Here is a 19,890-nt window from a genome sequence, read left to right on the forward strand (position 1 = left end):
GGCACTGTGGGACCGAATTTATTCGGGAAGGCTTCAGTCCTGACACCCTGCAACCTCAAACCACACAAAAAGTGCCACACAGTTTGCTGTGCGACAGCGCGGCGTCGAAGACGTGGCGGACCCTCCTACAGAATCTGATCAATCAATCTTCTTGCGAATCCAGTACACATACGTCCCGCCGTCAGCCTGTTGCTCGACCAGTTCATGACCCAGGAACACACAAAACTTGGGAATATCGCGACGGGTTGAAGGGTCGGTGGCGATGACTTTGAGCAAGCCGCCCGCATGTAAATCCCGCACCTTTTGGTGCAGCATCATCACCGGCTCTGGGCAACTTAGGCCGCTGGCGTCAAGAACCGCGTCAACCGGCAAAGTATCGATGAGTTCGGGCATAGGTCTCTCCAAAAGCTGGCGGGTATTGTCACCCAATAAGCGAATGCCGCCAATTTCGCCGGGTAGGCTCAGAATTAACGGCGCTTGCCGTCCAGTCGACGCAAATGGCAGGTGACTTCTTCGCGGTCGTGGTACAGCTGTTTGCAGCCAATGCTGACGTTGATCCCACGATCAGCAAAACCTTCTTCGATGCGTAACAACAGGCGACGCACTTCGGCAAAGCGCTGTTTCATTGGCAATTTCAAGTTAACCACGGCTTCACGGCACAAGCCCTCCCCCAGCCAGGTTTCTAACAACGCAGCGTTGCGCGCAGGTTTTTCGACGATGTCACACACCATCCAATCCACCGGATGACGTGGCTTAAACGTAAAGCCGTCGGCCATCAAATGCTGCACTAAACCAGTGTCCATCAGGCTCTCGGCCATCGGCCCGTTATCGATGGCGGTCACGAGCATTCCACGACGCACCAGTTGATAGGTCCAGCCACCTGGCGCGGCACCGAGATCGACAGCGGTCATCTCACCCGACAGGCGCTCATCCCATTGATCACGGGGAATGAAATGATGCCACGCCTCTTCCAGCTTCAAGGTCGAGCGGCTAGGCGATTCACGGGGGAACTTCAAACGTGGGATGCCCATGGGCCACATCGCCGAATTATTAGCCTCTGCCATGCCGAGGAAGACTTCGCGCCCACTCTTGAAGGTCAGCAACAAACGCGGTTTGCTGGCGTCTTCCGTCAGTTTGCCCGCGTTGGCCAATGCCTTGCGCAACGGCGCTTCGAATTTTTTGCAGAAGTTCGACAGTTCTTTGCCGTCGTTGGTATCGACCACCTCCAGCCACAGGCTGCCGAAGACCGGAAAACCTGCCAGCTGCGCCAAAATCACGCTGATACGGTCGGTTTCCGGCAGATCGAGAAACACCCCCCGCGCCCATTGCCGAGGAAAAATCAACTCGGCAAAGCGCTGCCCCTTCATCAAACGTGCGGCGCCGTCTTCTTCGGTGCACACGAACTCGGCACAGGCCGCGTTGGTTTTGGCTTTGGCGTATCCGGCCACGTTCAGGCGAGCGGCATGCTCGGCAATTTCTGAACAGACTTCGCTTTCGAAGCCCGGCCGGCAGTGCATAAACAGGGTGTTCATCTATTTCTCCTGGGCAGTGGCGAAACATTTAGCCACTGCGCGGCGCTTGAGGTGAGCCTCAAGGCTTAAAAGCGGCGCATGATAGCCCAATCATGAACCACTGGCCCCGTTCTGCGGTCCAGTAATACTCAAGCCATTGGCCAGCACCACCCCTCAGACCGCATCAATGTTGGTTTAAGACGCTGTTCAATTCCAAGGTCCGTACCGTGCGGACTCGTCAAGGAGTTATGTCATGCCCTCCCTCGATAGCCTGAAAAGCCTCAAAACATTAGAAATCGATAATAAGACCTACCATTATTTCAGCCTGCCAGAAGCTGCAAAAACCCTGGGCGACCTGGACACGCTGCCGATGTCGTTGAAAGTGCTGCTGGAAAACCTGCTGCGCTGGGAAGACAACAAGACCGTTACCGGCACCGACCTCAAAGCCTTGGCCGCTTGGCTCACCGAGCGCCGTTCGGACCGGGAAATTCAATACCGCCCGGCTCGGGTGCTGATGCAAGACTTTACCGGCGTGCCGGCGGTGGTCGATTTGGCGGCCATGCGCGCCGCCGTGGCCAAAGCGGGGGGTGATCCACAACGTATCAACCCTCTGTCGCCTGTAGATCTGGTGATCGACCACTCGGTGATGGTCGATAAGTTCGGCGATGCCAGCGCCTTTGGCCAGAACGTCGACATCGAAATGCAGCGCAACGGTGAGCGTTACGCGTTCTTGCGTTGGGGTCAAAGCGCCTTCGACAACTTCAGCGTGGTGCCACCGGGCACCGGGATCTGTCACCAGGTCAACCTGGAATACCTCGGGCGCACGGTGTGGACCAAAGACGAGGATGGCCGCACCTACGCCTTCCCGGACACCCTGGTCGGCACGGACTCCCACACCACCATGATCAATGGTTTGGGCGTGCTCGGTTGGGGCGTCGGCGGTATCGAAGCGGAAGCGGCGATGCTCGGGCAACCGGTGTCGATGCTGATTCCGGAGGTCATCGGTTTCAAGCTGATCGGCAAGCTAAAAGAAGGCATTACTGCCACCGACCTGGTACTGACCGTCACGCAGATGCTGCGTAAAAAAGGCGTGGTCGGTAAATTTGTCGAGTTTTACGGCGACGGGCTGGCCGATCTACCACTGGCCGATCGCGCCACTATCGCCAACATGGCGCCGGAATATGGCGCAACTTGCGGCTTCTTCCCGGTCGACGACATCACCCTGAACTACTTGCGCTTGTCCGGGCGTCCTGCCGAAACCGTAAAACTGGTGGAGGCCTACTGCAAAGCCCAAGGCCTATGGCGCCTGCCGGGTAAAGAGCCAGTATTCACCGACAGCCTTGACCTGGACATGAGCACCGTTGAAGCCAGCCTCGCCGGGCCGAAGCGTCCGCAAGATCGAGTCTCGCTGCCCGACGTCGCACAAGCGTTCAGCGATTTTCTGGGCCTGCAAATCGCGCCATCACATAAAGAAGAAGGTCGACTGGAAAGTGAAGGCGGGGGTGGTGTCGCGGTGGGGAACGCCGACCTGATTGGTGAAGCAGACTACGAGTACCAAGGCCATACCTATCGCCTGAAAAACGGCGCGGTCGTTATCGCGGCCATTACCTCCTGCACCAACACCTCAAACCCCAGCGTGATGATGGCGGCGGGACTGGTGGCAAAAAAAGCCGTGGAAAAAGGGTTGAAGAGCAAACCGTGGGTCAAGACGTCATTGGCGCCGGGCTCCAAAGTGGTCACCGACTACTATAAAGCGGCCGGGCTGACCCAATACCTCGATGCGCTGGGCTTTGATTTGGTCGGCTACGGCTGCACCACTTGCATCGGCAACTCCGGACCGTTGGAGGCACCTATTGAGAAAGCTATCCAACAGTCGGACTTGACGGTTGCCTCGGTACTGTCTGGCAACCGCAACTTCGAAGGCCGTGTACACCCGCTGGTCAAGACCAACTGGCTCGCCTCTCCTCCGTTGGTCGTGGCCTATGCCTTGGCGGGCAGCGTGCGTATCGACATCAGCACCGAATCGCTGGGCGACGGCTCGGATGGCAAACCGGTGTACCTGCGCGATATCTGGCCGAGCCAGAAGGAAATCGCTGACGCCGTTGCCCAGGTCAACACCGGTATGTTCCACAAGGAATACGCCGAAGTGTTTGCCGGTGACGCGCAATGGCAATCGATTGAAGTGCCTCAAGCCGCGACTTATGTCTGGCAGGATGACTCCACCTACATCCAGCACCCGCCATTTTTCGACAATATTGCCGGGCCACTGCCGGTGATCGAAGACGTGGGCGGTGCGAGCATCCTGGCGTTGCTGGGTGACTCGGTGACCACCGACCACATCTCCCCTGCCGGAAATATCAAGGCTGACAGCCCAGCCGGTCGCTACCTGCGGCAAAAAGGCGTCGAACCCCGCGACTTCAACTCCTACGGCTCGCGCCGGGGTAACCATGAAGTCATGATGCGCGGCACGTTCGCCAACATCCGCATCCGCAACGAGATGCTGGGTGGCGAAGAAGGCGGCTATACGATCCATATTCCCACCGAGGAAAAACTACCGATCTATGACGCGGCCATGCGTTACCAGACCGAAGGCACGCCGCTGGTGGTGTTTGCCGGTCTGGAATATGGCACTGGCTCTAGCCGAGACTGGGCCGCAAAGGGCACTAACCTCCTAGGCATCAAGGCGGTTATCGCTGAAAGCTTCGAGCGGATTCACCGCTCTAATCTGGTAGGTATGGGCGTATTACCTTTGCAATTCAAAAACGGCCAAAGTCGCAAGACGCTGAAGCTGAAGGGCGATGAAAAAGTCGACATCAGTGGTTTGACCCACGCCGAGTTACGCCCTGGGATGAGTTTGAAACTGACCATCACCCGCACTGACGGCAGCCATGAAGACGTCGAAGTGCTGTGCCGGATCGATACCCTCAATGAAGTTGAATACTTCAAGGCGGGTGGCATTCTGCACTATGTGTTGCGTCAGTTGATTGGCAATACAGGAGGTCCGCAAGCCATCGCAAGCTGATCGGTTCACGTTATTGACCCAGCGTTTGTCGCCATGCGGGCTGCAGGCGCTGGTATTTTTAGCCAAACGGGCTGGCTGGCCCGCGATGGAGTGCAAAGCACGCCCATCGAAAACGAGCCCGGACCCAACTGATCATAAGTCCAATTTCCTTCCGAATAAGTGAGTGTTAGCGTAAAAGGCCGACGGTGATGGGTGCCTGGCACTCACGTTTTTGTTTGGCCGTCCAAATGAACACCTTGAATTGTCGAACAATATGCAGAAATAAGACCCCGCAAACGGGGGTCACAGCACCCGACTCCCATGTTAACGAGGTAAATTTTGAGTGTTCTTTAAAAAAGACGCTTAATTTTTCTACTATTTGGCCGATACCACGCTATAGCCCAGCGGATCGAACAGCCATGCGTAATAACCAGCCCATCACTCAACGCGAACGGACGTTTCCCGCGCAACAACGGTTGATATCAACCACCGATGCCAAGGGCGTAATCACCTACTGCAATGATGCGTTTGTCGAGATCAGCGGATTTTCCCGCGAAGAACTGCTTCGCGCACCGCACAATACGGTCCGCCACCCCGATGTGCCGTCTGCGGTCTTCGACCATATGTGGAGCACCCTAAAGCAAGCGCAGCCCTGGATGGGGATCGTTAAAAATCGTAGCAAAAACGGCGATTTCTATTGGGTGAACGCCTACGTCACGCCGATGTTTGAGAACAATCAGTGCGTAGGTTATGAGTCGGTACGGGTCAAGCCCACTGCGGAACAAATCCGTCGCGCTGAAGCGCTGTACTTGCGCGTGAATCTGGGAAAATCGGCGGTTCCTGGCCGAGATAAATGGCTGCCTGTGTTACAAGACTGGGTTCCATTCATCATGGTCAGCCAGCTAAGTTTTTTGATCGGTGCGTGGCTGAACTCCAATTGGGGCTTCGCACTGGCGGCCGTATTATCGGTACCGCTAGGCCTGCTCGGCTTGACTTGGCAACAACGTGGCATCAAGCGCCTGTTAAAACTGGCCGAGCAAACCACATCTGACCCCTTGATTGCTCAAATGTATACCGACAGCCGTGGACCACAGGCCCGACTGGAAATGTCCATTCTCAGTCAGGAGGCGCGCTTGAGGACGTGCCTGACACGCTTGCAAGACACCGCCGAACAACTGACTGACCAAGCCAAGCAGTCGGACACCCTCGCCCACGCCAGCTCTTCGGGACTGGAGCGTCAACGCGTCGAAACCGAACAGGTGGCCACAGCCGTTAATCAGATGGCGGCGACCACTCAAGAAGTTGCCAGCCATGTGCAACGCACTGCGGAGGCGACCCAGCAAGCCAATGAACTGACGCGACGAGGTCGTAATATTGCTGGCGAAACCCGCGCCGCTATCCAGCGCCTGTCTGCCGCTGTCGGCGAAACAGGGCTGACCGTGACCCAGTTGGCCAGAGACAGCAACGAAATCGGCAGCGTAGTCGATGTGATCAAGGGCATTGCTGATCAAACCAATCTGCTGGCGCTGAACGCCGCCATCGAAGCCGCTCGCGCCGGAGAAATGGGCCGGGGGTTCGCAGTAGTCGCCGATGAAGTTCGCCAACTGGCACAACGCACCGCCGAATCCACCGGACAAATTCACGGCCTCATCGCTAAACTTCAACAAACGGCTACTGCGGCGGTGCAAACCATGGACGCCGGTCATCGCCAGGCAGAAGAAGGCGTTGCCAGGGTAATGGAAGCCGATCAGGCCTTGGCTGGCATCAGCGACGCCGTGGCCAACATTACCGACATGACCACCCAAATCGCCGCAGCAACCGAAGAGCAAAGCGCCGTCGCGGAGGAAATCAGCCGTAATATCAGCACCATTGCCGAACTCGCGGATAAAACCTCAGACGAAGCGCGGCGCTCGGCGCAATTGAGCGGTGAGCTGACCAGTACAGCACATACTCAGTACTCACTAGTTGAGCGCTTTAATCGGTAGTTGCTAATCGTTGTATCAGAAGCCCCGACAGACTTGTTTGTTGGGGTTTTTTATTGGGTGGAATTTAGATCGTAGGAAATTTCACACACTTAACCCATTTAGGATACAAACCACTTTAGTGAAAATTTTTTCACCACAGATTGAACTTGACTTAGTTAGCAAAACGCTATTGGTTGAATAATGATAGGTAGGCCTGTCAAAACGATCACTAACATTAATTAATCTTAGTCAGGAATAAAAATGACCAATCAACCAAAGCATAGCTTAGAGGCCCCTACTGTTCCGGCAGCAGAGCCAGACGGTTTAATTAAAGTTGCCGATCTTCAAAGCGACATTGTCGTTCATTTACCGGTTTGGAGAGGAGCGATATCTCTCGATAGTTACCAACTGTTGGTGAACGGACTCACTATCGGGGATCCCGTTCAATTACCCACCCCCCTTCCAGACGTCGGTAGTTTGTTGACCCGACTCATTCCCATAGCAACTGAGCTCATGAACGATGGAAATTATTCAATCGCCTATCGAACAATTTCGTTCCCAGGACAAAATATATTCGATTCTGAGATGACTGTAATCAAGATCGATCGTACCGCACCGGGCGCAGCCCTGCTGGCTCCAATCATCTTTCCTAACATTACATTCGGTGACTCCCTCGCAGGCTTGATCCCCGGTTATGCCGGGATGGGACGGGGCGACCGTATTCAAACGGTGTGTAATGGAGTGCATGGACCTGTGATTTTGGTAGAGCCTGAGAACCTCACAACTTCATTAATAAAAATTCAGTTCGATAAAGCATTTTTGCTTTCTTTCGAAACCGATAAACTCGTGATCAATTACTCCATCACTGATCGTGCGGGCAATGTATCCATCACCTCTAAAACCATGGAATTAACCATAAACCAATAGTTTTTTGCATATTGTAAAAAACAGGCAGCTGGTCTGCCGGTTTTTTTATTTTTGTCGACGTTAAGTAGATTCCCATGGGCTTGTAGGAATAAATCCGCCCATGTAAGTTTATTCCTACAGCGAATGTTACATATTAGAAAACCCTACCCAAATGGATACGATACTTGACAAATTTCCCGACTAACATTACTTGTAGATGACTCGTTCATTACCTATCGGCCGGAACACCAGCGCCATCACTCCAACCTCACTTTAACTAGAAAAACACGTACGCAGCAGTTAACCTTTGACTAGACGCCGTCGTGCAGTCACACACGGCAATGTATTTCCCAGGATCAAATGATCACCGTGACCTATACATCCAATGCGGCAAAAATTTCAATCTCACTATTCGGAAGGATTATTAAACATGGACGATAACCAGTCGCCTGGCTCTCCTCCCATCAAGAAAAAAAAGCTGCCGACGGAAAGTAACCGTCCAGCTCGGCGAGACAGCCCTAGCAAACCCGGCTTGCCCGCAGGCCCTCAATTTCCGACAGAAACACAAGACAGCCCTAATTTCACTTCGACAACCGAGGAGATGTCACTTAATTACGATCATGAGACAGCGGTTGAATACGCGGCTGCATTGCCAGCCCTGATTTCCGGGCATCTGGCGGCCCCCTCGCTGGAGGACGTCGATCCAACGTCAGTGTCCCTCGACCAAGCCGGAAAAGGTTTCAGGGTGCTGATACCGGGGTCTGCGCACCTCGAACCTGGTGACGAGTTCAACCTGCTATGGGGAGGGGCGGTTTACCCAAAACAAATTATTGATGCGACGAACGCGAACCAAACGGTCATAGGCAGCGAATGGCTGTTTCACAGCCCAAGGTCTCATCTTCAGCAAGGCAAAGTAGAGGTGTGTTACGACGTTTACCGTAACGGCCAAAGGATCGGCACCTCAGCGATTCTGTACGTCAACCTGCACGAGTCCTACACCACAAACGACAAACACAAGAGCCGTAAAACCTCTTTTCAACGCAGAAGTAGACCGAACCGGAAGAAACCCTGACGGCCAAAATCAAAACCCCCAGTGAGTGATCACCAGGGGTTTTTGAGGTACTCGATGCAGAGTAAAAAGCCTTCGATATCAACCCATCAGAAGGCTAACCTGATACCCACATTCGCCCCCCACGGCTGCTCGACGTTATTGCCTTTCATGTAGTCGAAATCAGCGTGTACTTGCAGATTCTTCGACAGCGATACCGCCAACCCGACGCCCAGCTCGGCACGCGACCCGAACAGGTCATTGTCGAAACTCGTTTCATTGACCGACACCCTGTTACTGCGTGCGAACTCATGAGCCACCGCAGCACGAAGGTAAGGTCGGAGCACACCGCCGTCTTTCAGCGCTATGTTACGACCCACGGAGCTACCGACTTTGCCCAAAATCGATTGAGTGCGGTCGTTCTTGGCTTCCAGACCATTATCGAGGCGGTAGTGATCACCTTGCACCACCACAGCCTCCATCTGCGCGAAGGGTTCAATGAAATAGTCGTCGCCGAGCTTGATGTGCTTACCGACTTCCACCGAGCCACCGACAGCGGTGTTGTTGTAATCGCCTTCGGCCTTGGTCTGATCACTCATGGCAACCTTCGATTCGTTTCGAAATTTGTTGAGCTTAAGCACGGCGTCTACGTAGTAACCCTCCTCCGACAACCATGTGCCATAAGCCCCCACGTAGTAGCTGTCAACCTTGCCCGACGTTCCATGGCTAAGGTCCAAATCAGTTGTGCTGTAGCCACCCAGCACACCCAACAGTAAGTGGCCATTGCCAATAGGAACGGGGGCATCCGCACCGAACGACATTCCGCGTTGTTGCTGTTTATATTTAATACCTGCACCCGTGGCAGCGTCGAAACGGCTGCCATAAGCTCGCATCCATCCCCCGCCTTCCTCGCTGCCGCGCACTTCACCCATGCGGCTGCGCAACGTCGTCAGCTCGCTCATAAAAACAGTCGGCGCCGCATTAAACAGTGCCAATACGCTTTGGGTCGACGGACTGATGGTTTTGCCGGAACCGACGATAAACCAGTCATTGCCCTGTTTTTCCAGCTCGTATGAATACGCACCCAAATCCACCTTCTCGCCCAGCAGGTTAAACTGCGCATCACCGCCTTCGGTGTGGACGATCTGCAAGGGTTGCAGGTCTGGTGACACCGGTTCGGTGCCAGTGTTTTTTACTGCTAATGTGAAATTACCGTTGGCCTGACCGTTCACGTTCAACAGGTCACCCAACCCGGCATCAAGATCGATCTTCATGCCAAATACACCGCTCCCGGATAACTGGCCTAACGACAGCGTATGAAAGCCATCGAGACCGAATCTAACCTGGCTGCCATCAAGGCTCATGGTCTTGACAGCGTTATCGCCAACCATCTGCCACTGCGCGCCAGAATTGACGGCTAGATTGTTTCCATTGATCACATCGCCAGTGAGGCTCGCGTTGTTTTGTAGAGTCACATTGAGAGTGCTGGTGTCATCGGCGACCAAATTGCCGGTGAGAGTGCTGTTATCGACTTTGAGGTTGGCGGTGCTAACGTGTTTGACTTCCAGGAGGTTGCCGTTACCGGACAGTAGAGTGGATTCGTTTTGGACAACTATGTTAGCTAAACCACCAATGGAAACATTACCACTATGAATAATCTCATCAACTGTGATAGCCGACCCATACGTGCTCTGTACAATAGAGTTATCAATGGTGATAGCATCCAACTCCGTACTTCGTCCACCTCCGGGCAACTCCCCAGCCGAGGTCAATAACATTCCGACACTATCACCCAGAACATAACTACCTTCCTTCAAGATAACTGTACCGCCCTTCACATCTATGCCTATCCCTTTGCCTACACCGCTCTGAATTCCTACAACATCAGTATTGCTCAATTCTAGGTAACCCAACTTCCCCACCAAAACCCCCTTGCCAACGCCTGATATCTTACTATCGGTTATATATGCTTTTGACGGACCATTTATAATGCCACCCGCACCAAATTCTAACTTAAGCCCGTCTCCTTTAGAGTTAGAAATAACCGTTCCGCCCGCATTTAGTACGCTGGACCGAAGAATGAGTCCACCAGCGCCATATTGACTGATCGATCCACCTTTAATATTTATATATGAACTATCAACAGCAACACGTCCAACATCGGCGCCGCTGATATTAAAGGTCGCCCCTCCAGAAACTTGAAAATCGTTCTCGGTTGATGCACTAATTTCTGTGACGCCCCCCACGATATATTCAGTTTCTGCCCATGCGGCTCCAGCCACCGACATCCCTAAGGCAACTCCCGCCATACTCAAGTTCAGACGATTCAACTGTCGATTACTTTCCAATATCCATGCTCCCACGCTAAAAAATAGAGTGGGTATTGTCTAAAGTTGTAAACCTCAAATCTCCGCACGATATCTATTTAGTGTGTAGGACTTGTCTTGATCTTAGTAATATTTCTCCTACAGACATTTACTTGACGGCGAGGGATTCCTACCTAATGGACATTCTCAGCATCTGTTAACATTAGATTTTAATCGGATAATCGAATTTTACGATGGGCAACATCTACCAACTACGGCGGAGCGGATCAATCAGTGCTTTTTCGGCACAGAAAAAATTCTGTGCAGCTCGGTGATTATTACAAAAATAAAAAATGAAAATAATCAGCGCATTAATGCAGGACAAGTCTTATATCCAAGTAATACTATTCCGACAATCAAAATATTATATATAAAATATAATATTTATTTACCACCCCCTATTGACACAAAGGACGACTTACGATTAGTTCAACCACAGATAGAGAAACCCTCTACCTGATAGTATTTTTCAAACCTTGGACAATATTTGGCCAAACGTTAATTTGTGAAAAATTATCGGTCTTTTATTGCCAATTAAAAAGTAACGAACATTTAAAAAACCTAATGTCGTCTTTAAACCTGGAGAACTACCATGTGTACATCACACCCGCGCTCATTAATAACTCGCAAACGAAACCGTCCACGGGCATTGAATGCCCCGGTTATACCGTTGTCTGATCCCATCGATGGACTATTGACGCTTGATGACCTACAAAACCCCATTGTTGCAACTTTGGTCGTTTGGGACGAAGCCTTACCTGGAGACACATACCAACTGTTATGGAATGAAATCCCTACGGGACAAATCAAAAAAATTGCCGAGAATGAGGAACCCGGCGCTTCAATTTTTCTCAACGTCCCCGCAGCTCTTTTGGTTAACGACGGACGGTATGCTGTTGCTTATCAAGCCAAAAACTCGGGAGGGGGCCTAAGTAACGACTCTGACCCCACCCAGATCATTGTCGACAGAACCGCGCCAGGTGGCAGACTGCTGGCCGGGCTGGTATTCCCGTCAGTTATCAATGACGGTGTACTAACTTCTGCCGAATTGTCAGCTTTGGGCGATGTATTAAACACGAAGGTGCCTGGGTATACCGGCATAGCGTGGGGCGACTATATTCAAACGTTTTGGGGGGAGAAAGCTGGCCCGACGCATACGGTAATGGAAGATGAAGTCACTATGGATGAGGTGATGATCGACTTTAACCGAGCATTTTTGGAGAGTGTTGGCGATGTTACAGAGCCTGTACACTACATTATCACCGACCGTGCTGGAAACGTATCGATTAAATCCCAGACAAAAACATTTAGCCTGCTTCTAACACCCGTACCAAACAACTTCCCTGCGCCACTCTGCGAACAAGCAGAAGACGGTGTGATTGATGACGCGGACGCACGCGCCAATGTAGCCGTGAGTATTTCTAAATATCCCGATGCTCAATCCGGCGACAAAGTGACCCTGTACTGGGGTAATATTGCTTTGCCAGAAGCTGAGCTAAAGCCTGGCGATGAATCACAAGAGCCAATCTTTGATATCAATGTTCGTTATTCAACTATTGCACTGTCTGGGGATGGAGAGGTCGCGCTTCGTTATGAAGTCTTGCGCAATAATATTTTGATCGGTAGCTCTACTGAGCTAATGGTAAATGTCAATTTGAAATTACCAGGCCCCGTTGACCCGGACCCGGAAACCCCAGAAAATGAGAATCTCGATCTACCGATAATCCGAGGAACCAGCAGTAACGCTAATAACGATGACAACGTAATTGATGAAGAAGATTTTTTACTAGAGGCAAAAGCCGTCATTGGCTGGAAGAGTGATTTCGTAATAAGCGACCAAGTCCACTTATTCTGGGGTTCACAACCAACACCGATTACATTCCAGATAAAAACCATCGATCTAAACAAGGATATTACGCTAACCATCCCCAATGAAGTAATGGCTGCCGAGGGATCAGGCGAGGCGATCAAAGTTTACTATACCGTCAGTCATGACGGTAACCCAAACATATCCAAATCCTTCGCCCAATCAGTCGAAGTTCGATCCGAGGGCGATTTACCTGGCGGCGAAGTTGGCTTATCTCAGCCAGTGTATACAAGTGCCAATGAAAATAACGCTATCAGCCCGGTTTTAAGTCCTGACGGTACTCCCATTTTCATTGCTCCCTACGAAAATATCGAGAAATACCCTCGCGTCACCCTGGTGTTTCATGGGTACAACGCAGCCAACGGAAGCACACCTGTACCGGGCGCAAGTCTAGAGGAGACGCATACACTAGACGTTGACGAAATTGTCAACGGTTATAGCTTCCGCGTTCCAGATACCAAGTTACGGTTAATTTGTACAGGCCATGCAGAAGCTTATTACAAAGTCGATGGTCCTAACGGTCCGGTGAATTCCAGAACCGCGTCGGTTTTGATTCGAATGGCCATCCCTGGCGTAGGCTGCTGATGTAATGAACTGGGCGAGTCCTAACGGCTCGCCCTCTAATGAATTAATAAAACCGGAAAACATAATGACAAATTTTTTAAAAACCTTACTCCCTGCGCCCTCTATGCAAAACCTTCATGATCCTAGTGGTATAGGTTATGCGGATACACTTGACCCCAGAGTACCTCTTCTCGTAAAAGTAGGACCTTACTCAGGCATGGCGGTGGGTGATGTCATCGATCTATATTGCGATAGCATCCCTGTTTTAAACTATACGATCAAAGATGGAGATCTCATCCCTGAAACGCCGTCACATATTGTATTGGGACTGGATCAGCAGTACATTCGTCCTGAGCAGATAACCCTACTTTACGAAGTGACCGAACCTATTGGCGGGTTAAAAAATACATCCCACCCTGCCACCATCAGAGTTAAGTTGACATTACCCGGTGGGACTGACATTAACCCGGTCACACCGTGGGAAAACGAAGCCCTGATCAAAGTGGTTATTTCACCGCCAGGTATTATCAATTCGACCAAAGGTGTAAGCGTTACTATTGCGCCGTATCACAATATGGAATTAGGCGACAGAATTACACTTTCGTGGAACGGTGAATTCGTCAAGTATGAATTGAGTCTTGAATCCGAGATTGGCAAACCCGTCGTACTCCCCATTGCCAAGGACATCATTGATGCCGCTGGCGATTCCGACATGTTAGAAGTACGTTATGAACTTCGCGACGTTGTAAACAATTGGTCGCGCTGGTCTCTTCCCACTTACGTCGAAGTCGAAGTCGGCAACTCGACTTTGCCCGCCCCAGTCGCGCCACAGGCCCTGAATATGGAATTGGATCTGGTGACTCTGGCCGGTGCCGACGTACAGGCACTGGTGCTGTCTTATCCGGGTATCAATGCCACGGATGAAATCACACTAACTCTCGAACGCAGCACGGCTGAAGGCATGGGGCTGGAACCTTATGTCTCGAAAAAGGCAGTAGGGACGTCAGTCGGATTTGTGCAGTTCTTGATTCCGAATGAACAATTCGAGCCGATTGCCCAAGGTCGCGCGCGGCTTAAATATAAGGTTAAGACGGCATCCGGCGATGAGTTGCGTTCCAAAAGCCTGCCCCTGTCAATCGTCGGAGAAACTCAGGTATTGGCGCCACCGAAGCTACCTGCGGCGGAGCAGAATAACGGCGTGCTTGATCCTACCGCGCACAACGTAATCGCTCAGGTGCCGGCCTATTACTTTATGGCTGACGGCAACGATGTCACGTTGGTATGGATGGGCAAGACGGCCAGCGGGGCCAATGTTATCCATGAGGAAGTCAAGAATCTCAATAGTGATGACGTCGGGGTGCCGCTGGCGTTTCTGATCCCCGACGAAAAAGTCAGCGCGTTGGCAGGTGGCACGCTAGAGCTGTATTACACAGTGACTACGTTCGCCCGAGCGTTTTTCAAGTCACCTTCGCTGCATGTTCAAGTGAGCGCAGGTGGAAGCACGCTACTGCCGCCTGCGATTGTCGAGGGACTGGGTGCTAACGGTGTACTCGATCCAGCTGACATCGTGTTGGAAGCACTCGTGCGTATTCGACCGTTCGCAGGCATGGCGCCGTTGGACAAAGTTATCCTTCATTGGGATGGCACATCCCCGGGCGGGGCATACAGCACAAGCACTACGCTTAACAGCGGAACATCGGGGAAGGAAGTGCTTTTCCGGGTCAAAAAAATGTATGTGGACGCCAACCTGAACGGCAATGTCAATGTGTCGTACACGGTGGAGCGCGGCACTCAGACGTTCCCCTCGGACGTACTGCTCGTAAAAGTTGCTGCGCATGGCCCTACTTTGCTCCCCAAACCCACCGTCGCCGGTGTAGATCGAAACGACCTCCTGATCCCGGAAAACATCCCTGATTCCGGCGTCATCGTGACGGTCCCTCGCTACACCGACATTGATGGCAAAGACAGCATTATTGTGAAGTGGGCAGGCAGTTTTCCCTATACGACCGCGCCTCAGGTAGCGGGTGACGCGGGAGAGATCGACTTCACATTGCCCAAGTCGTTAGCGGTGGCGAGTGCAGGCAGTGAGGTCAGCGTTAACTACAGCGTCACTCGTGGCGAAGCCGCGCCGGTTGAGTCACCATCGAAGACCTTTAATGTGCAGGCGCTGGCGCCGCCTTTGAATTTGGGCGCCGACCACGCACTGACACTCGGTGGCTATGTAGTATTCGAAGGGCGGCCACCCGCGAATCCGCCAACCAATGCGGTTTACACGCGCGTCGCGGTCGGTGGCCAGCCACCTTACCAATACCAATCCAGTGCCACTGCGGTTGCGCTTGTGGATAACGATGGCAAGGTTATCGCTGCTGGTAACGGCGTTACGACGATCACGGTTACGGACGCGCTGGGTGCCACGGCTAGTTACACACTGACCACCTCGGGTGCACGGGTTTTCGTGGGTTTCCAAGATGTACGCAAAGACTTCTATGGCTATCGGGCTTTTTGCGATCAGCAAGGCGTTCACTCGATGAACGTTGATGACTTCAAACAACTTCGCGCCGTTTATGCAGAGGAAAACCCGTCAGTAGGCCTCCTATTGGGCTGGCATAACGGTTGGGGCTGGTGGACGAATGAACAAGTATCCAGTGGTTCACTCGGCAACTCTCGCTCCTTCAACCTGGACGGTGGCAGCGTGAACTTGGTGTCGAACAATTTGAAATTGAACTGTTTCGGGATTAGAAAGTAAAATCAAGCGCTGTAACAGGTAGGTCCCGGTTTGGGCCCTACCTGCTCTAAACACGCACCAACAGGTATTTAGCGGCCCTTTAAAAATGTCTCAACGGCCTGCGCCGCGCTGTCCAAGTGCTCCTCATGAGTAAACCCCGACGACTTCAACGGTTTCAGATCATGATCACCGCTCGTTAGCCAATAAAGACTGATCAGCGCTGACAACTCATACCCCTCCACTGTCTGGCGATTACCCAGCGCGTCCCGTTCGCCTTGCACGATCAGCGTCGGCGTTTTCAACCCCGCCAAGTGCGCGACCCGGGGCTTTTGCGGCTTACCCGCGGCATAAAACGGATAGCCCAGGCATACCAACCCATCTACCCCCAACTCATCAGCCACCAGACTGGCCATTCTGCCGCCCATGGACTTGCCGCCGATGGCCAGGCGGCCAGCGACCTGTGGTCGCACCTGCGTGTAGACCTGCCGCCAACAGTCAAGTAGCTGCGCTTGCGGGTTGGGCGGGCGCTTGCGGCTATCAACCCGCCGCTGGGCCATGTGGGCGAACTCGAAGCGCAATACGTTGACGCCCCGTGCTGCAAGGCGTTCAGCGATTCCATTCATGAAATCGCTGTCCATTGGCGCACCCGCTCCGTGAGCCAAAATCAGGGTCGCCATAGGGTCTTCAGCCCGCTTCGAAGCAGGCGTCCATAACCAACCATTGTTGTACGCCAGTTGCGCGCATTGATCCTCGTCAATACCGGCCCTTTGCCCATTGCTCATGCTTGCCTCGCTTTTGATCAGTCTGAATAACTCGGCGCTATGACCCGGAGCTCTGTTCCGGAGCTCTGTTGCGAACAAAGCAAGATAGGAACACACCTAAATGACTACAACGAACAGTACCGCCTACAACTACCGGGTGGTCCGCCAATTCGCCATTATGACGGTGGTGTGGGGGATCGTCGGAATGGGGCTCGGTGTATTTATCGCCGCGCAATTGGTTTGGCCCGAACTCAACTTCGACTTACCGTGGACAACATTTGGGCGTCTGCGCCCCTTGCACACCAATGCGGTGATTTTCGCCTTTGGTGGTTGTGCGCTGTTTGCAGCCTCTTACTACTCGGTACAACGCACCTGCCAGACGCAACTGTTCGCCCCGAAACTGGCGCAGTTTACGTTCTGGGGTTGGCAGCTTGTGATCGTACTGGCCGCCATCTCGTTGCCACTCGGTTATACCAGCTCCAAGGAATACGCCGAACTGGAGTGGCCGATCGATATTCTGATCACCATTGTTTGGGTCGCCTACGCGGTCGTGTTTTTTGGCACGCTGAAAAAGCGCACCACTAAACACATTTACGTCGGCAACTGGTTCTTCGGTGCGTTCATCCTCACCGTGGCAATTTTGCACATCGTCAACAACCTTGAAGTACCGATCAGTTTGACCAAGTCCTACTCAATCTACTCCGGGGCGACGGACGCCATGGTGCAGTGGTGGTACGGGCACAACGCAGTAGGGTTTTTCCTCACTGCAGGCTTTTTGGGGATGATGTATTACTTCGTGCCCAAGCAAGCCGAACGTCCGGTGTATTCGTATCGGTTGTCGATCGTTCACTTCTGGGCATTGATCACGCTGTACATCTGGGCCGGTCCTCACCACTTGCACTACACCGCCCTGCCGGATTGGGCCCAGTCGTTGGGCATGGTGATGTCACTGATTTTGCTGGCTCCAAGTTGGGGCGGCATGATCAACGGCATGATGACGTTATCAGGTGCCTGGCATAAGTTGCGCAGCGATCCGATCCTGCGCTTCTTGGTCGTCTCACTCGCGTTCTACGGCATGTCGACGTTTGAAGGGCCGATGATGGCCATCAAAACCGTCAACGCCCTCTCCCACTACACCGACTGGACCATCGGCCACGTACACGCCGGCGCTCTTGGCTGGGTAGCGATGATCTCGATTGGTGCCCTTTACCACATGATCCCGAAAATCTTCGGTCGTCCACAAATGCACAGCATGGGTTTGATCAATGCGCATTTCTGGCTGGCAACCATTGGCACCGTGTTGTACATCGCCTCGATGTGGGTCAACGGCATTGCTCAAGGCCTTATGTGGCGCGCAGTCAACGAAGACGGCACGCTCACTTACTCCTTCGTCGAAACCCTGGTCGCAAGCCACCCCGGCTATGTGGTGCGGCTAATTGGTGGCGCAATTTTTTTCAGCGGCATGCTGCTGATGGCCTACAACACGTGGCGCACCGTGCGGGCTTCAGTGCCTGCCGAAGCCATCGCCGCTGCGCAAATGGCCTGAGGAGTTCGCCATGAAACACGAAGTAATCGAGAAAAACGTTGGCCTTTTAATGCTCCTGATGGTGCTGGCTGTGAGCATCGGCGGTCTGACGCAGATTGTGCCGCTGTTTTTTCAGGACGTGACCAACAAACCGGTCGAAGGCATGAAGCCTTACACCGCGCTGCAACTTGAAGGTCGCGACATCTATATCGCCAACGGCTGTGTGGGTTGTCACTCGCAGATGATTCGGCCGTTCCGGGCTGAAACCGAACGCTATGGGCACTATTCAGTGGCCGGTGAAAGCGTTTGGGATCACCCATTCTTGTGGGGCTCCAAGCGTACAGGGCCGGATTTGGCAAGGGTCGGCGCACGCTATTCGGATGATTGGCACCGCGCGCACTTGTACAACCCGCGCAACGTCGTGCCGGAATCGAAAATGCCCGCCTACCCATGGCTGGTAACGACTCCACTCGACAGTAGCCACACTGAAATCAAGCTCAAAACCATGCGTAATTTTGGCGTGCCATACACCGACGGCGACATCGCCGGGGCCGTCGAATCTGTCAAGGGCAAAACCGAGATGGACGCGCTGGTTGCCTACCTGCAAGTGCTTGGCACTTCGATCAAGAGCAAGAGGTAAGCCATGACAACTTTTTGGAGCACCTACATTTGCGTCCTGACCATTGGCACGCTGATAGCCCTCACTTGGTTGCTGGTCGGCACCCGCAAAGGCGAAACCAAAGGCAGCACCGATCAGACCATGGGTCACAGCTTCGACGGCATTGAGGAATATGACAATCCACTGCCGCAATGGTGGTTCATGTTATTCGCCGGGACGATCGTATTTGCGATCGGTTACTTGATCCTTTATCCGGGTTTAGGTAACTGGAAAGGCGTTTTGCCCGGCTATGAAAATGGCTGGACCGGGGTTAACGAATGGCAGAAGGAAATGGACAAGGCTGACGCCAAGTTCGGACCCATCTTCGCCAAATTCGCTGCCATGCCGGTGGAGGAAGTCGCAAAAGATCCACAGGCATTGAAAATGGGTGGTCGCCTGTTTGCGTCCAACTGCTCGGTTTGCCACGGCTCGGACGCTAAGGGTGCTTACGGCTTTCCTAACCTGGCGGATAAAATTTGGCGCTGGGGCGGCAGTCCCGACACCATCAAGACCACCATCATGGGTGGTCGCATCGCGATGATGCCGGCTTGGGGTCCGATTCTTGGTGACGAAGGGGTGAAGAATGTGGCGGCGTATGTACGTCACGGTCTTGCCGGTCTGCCACGCTCGGCTGACGACACTGCCAACATTGAGGCAGGCCAACAAACGTTCAACACCACCTGTGTTGCTTGCCACGGCCCTGCCGGTAAAGGTACTCAGGCAATGGGCGCGCCGGACTTGACTCAACCTGCCGGTTTCATTTACGGCAGCAGCGTGGCGCAATTGCAACAAACCATCCGTTACGGGCGTCAGGGCCATATGCCTGCGCAAAACGATCTGCTAGGTAATGACAAAGTGCAGTTGTTAGCGGCCTATGTTTACAGCCTATCCCAAGACAATGCACAGACTGGGGAACAAACAGCCAAGGCAAAATAGTCTTTCTGTAAAGAAAATAACCTAAGGCTAAGAAACTGCCACTCTCTGGACAAGAGCG

13 protein-coding genes are annotated in these 19,890 nt (G+C 52.9%); 9 read left to right on the forward strand and 4 right to left on the reverse strand.

From position 1 onward, the window contains the following. Nucleotides 1-138 precede the first annotated feature (138 nt). Complete coding sequence (tusA, locus tag RGW60_RS10780) at nucleotides 139-393, reverse strand: sulfurtransferase TusA (protein WP_322204536.1); 255 nt, start codon at nucleotides 391-393, stop codon at nucleotides 139-141. A gap of 74 nt (nucleotides 394-467) precedes the next feature. Beyond that, nucleotides 468-1,532: a 23S rRNA (cytidine(2498)-2'-O)-methyltransferase RlmM gene (rlmM, locus tag RGW60_RS10785; protein ID WP_322204538.1), complete on the reverse strand. Its 1,065-nt coding sequence runs from the start codon at nucleotides 1,530-1,532 to the stop codon at nucleotides 468-470. A 232-nt stretch (nucleotides 1,533-1,764) separates the two neighbouring features. On the opposite strand from rlmM, the gene acnA reads away from it, so the two are divergent. The 4 genes from acnA (at nucleotide 1,765) to RGW60_RS10805 (ending at nucleotide 8,454) form a co-directional block, all read left to right on the forward strand. Continuing rightward, nucleotides 1,765-4,533, forward strand: a complete 2,769-nt coding sequence (acnA, locus tag RGW60_RS10790) for an aconitate hydratase AcnA (RefSeq protein WP_322204540.1) — start codon at nucleotides 1,765-1,767, stop codon at nucleotides 4,531-4,533. Between the two features lie 398 nt (nucleotides 4,534-4,931). After that, a complete protein-coding gene (locus RGW60_RS10795) occupies nucleotides 4,932-6,497 on the forward strand; it encodes a PAS domain-containing methyl-accepting chemotaxis protein (protein ID WP_322204541.1) in 1,566 nt (521 codons plus the stop codon). Nucleotides 6,498-6,737: 240 nt separating this feature from the next. After that, nucleotides 6,738-7,403 (forward strand): hypothetical protein, encoded by a 666-nt coding sequence (locus RGW60_RS10800; RefSeq protein ID WP_322204542.1) that lies wholly within the window; start codon nucleotides 6,738-6,740, stop codon nucleotides 7,401-7,403. A 409-nt stretch (nucleotides 7,404-7,812) separates the two neighbouring features. Then, nucleotides 7,813-8,454, forward strand: a complete 642-nt coding sequence (locus RGW60_RS10805) for a hypothetical protein (RefSeq protein WP_322204544.1) — start codon at nucleotides 7,813-7,815, stop codon at nucleotides 8,452-8,454. Nucleotides 8,455-8,540: 86 nt separating this feature from the next. Here RGW60_RS10805 and RGW60_RS10810 read toward each other — a convergent pair whose 3' ends face one another. Continuing rightward, nucleotides 8,541-10,778 carry an autotransporter outer membrane beta-barrel domain-containing protein gene (locus tag RGW60_RS10810; RefSeq protein WP_322204545.1) on the reverse strand — a complete coding sequence of 746 codons (2,238 nt, stop codon included), beginning with the start codon at nucleotides 10,776-10,778 and terminating at the stop codon, nucleotides 8,541-8,543. 688 nt (nucleotides 10,779-11,466) lie between these two features. Here RGW60_RS10810 and RGW60_RS10815 point away from each other — a divergent pair. Both RGW60_RS10815 and RGW60_RS10820 read left to right on the forward strand, forming a co-directional pair. Next, on the forward strand, nucleotides 11,467-13,248 hold the full coding sequence (locus tag RGW60_RS10815) for a hypothetical protein (RefSeq protein WP_322204547.1): 1,782 nt from the start codon (nucleotides 11,467-11,469) through the stop codon (nucleotides 13,246-13,248). 415 nt (nucleotides 13,249-13,663) lie between these two features. Next, entirely contained in the window at nucleotides 13,664-15,973 is a 2,310-nt protein-coding gene (locus RGW60_RS10820) for a hypothetical protein (protein WP_322204549.1), read from the forward strand. Between the two features lie 68 nt (nucleotides 15,974-16,041). Here the strand turns inward: RGW60_RS10820 and RGW60_RS10825 are convergent, their stop codons facing one another. After that, nucleotides 16,042-16,734, reverse strand: a complete 693-nt coding sequence (locus tag RGW60_RS10825; protein ID WP_322204551.1) for an alpha/beta family hydrolase — start codon at nucleotides 16,732-16,734, stop codon at nucleotides 16,042-16,044. 100 nt (nucleotides 16,735-16,834) lie between these two features. Here RGW60_RS10825 and ccoN point away from each other — a divergent pair, with 100 nt between their 5' ends. From ccoN to ccoP, 3 genes are read left to right on the forward strand one after another with little or no spacing between them, the layout of a single operon-like run. Further along, a complete protein-coding gene (ccoN, locus tag RGW60_RS10830; RefSeq protein ID WP_322204553.1) occupies nucleotides 16,835-18,259 on the forward strand; it encodes a cytochrome-c oxidase, cbb3-type subunit I in 1,425 nt (474 codons plus the stop codon). Nucleotides 18,260-18,269: 10 nt separating this feature from the next. Next, complete coding sequence (gene ccoO, locus RGW60_RS10835; protein WP_322204555.1) at nucleotides 18,270-18,878, forward strand: cytochrome-c oxidase, cbb3-type subunit II; 609 nt, start codon at nucleotides 18,270-18,272, stop codon at nucleotides 18,876-18,878. Between the two features lie 3 nt (nucleotides 18,879-18,881). Then, nucleotides 18,882-19,832 carry a cytochrome-c oxidase, cbb3-type subunit III gene (ccoP, locus tag RGW60_RS10840; RefSeq protein ID WP_322204556.1) on the forward strand — a complete coding sequence of 317 codons (951 nt, stop codon included), beginning with the start codon at nucleotides 18,882-18,884 and terminating at the stop codon, nucleotides 19,830-19,832. Nucleotides 19,833-19,890: the final 58 nt, after the last annotated feature.

This window comes from Pseudomonas sp. AB6 (assembly GCF_034314105.1).
Classification (GTDB): domain Bacteria; phylum Pseudomonadota; class Gammaproteobacteria; order Pseudomonadales; family Pseudomonadaceae; genus Aquipseudomonas.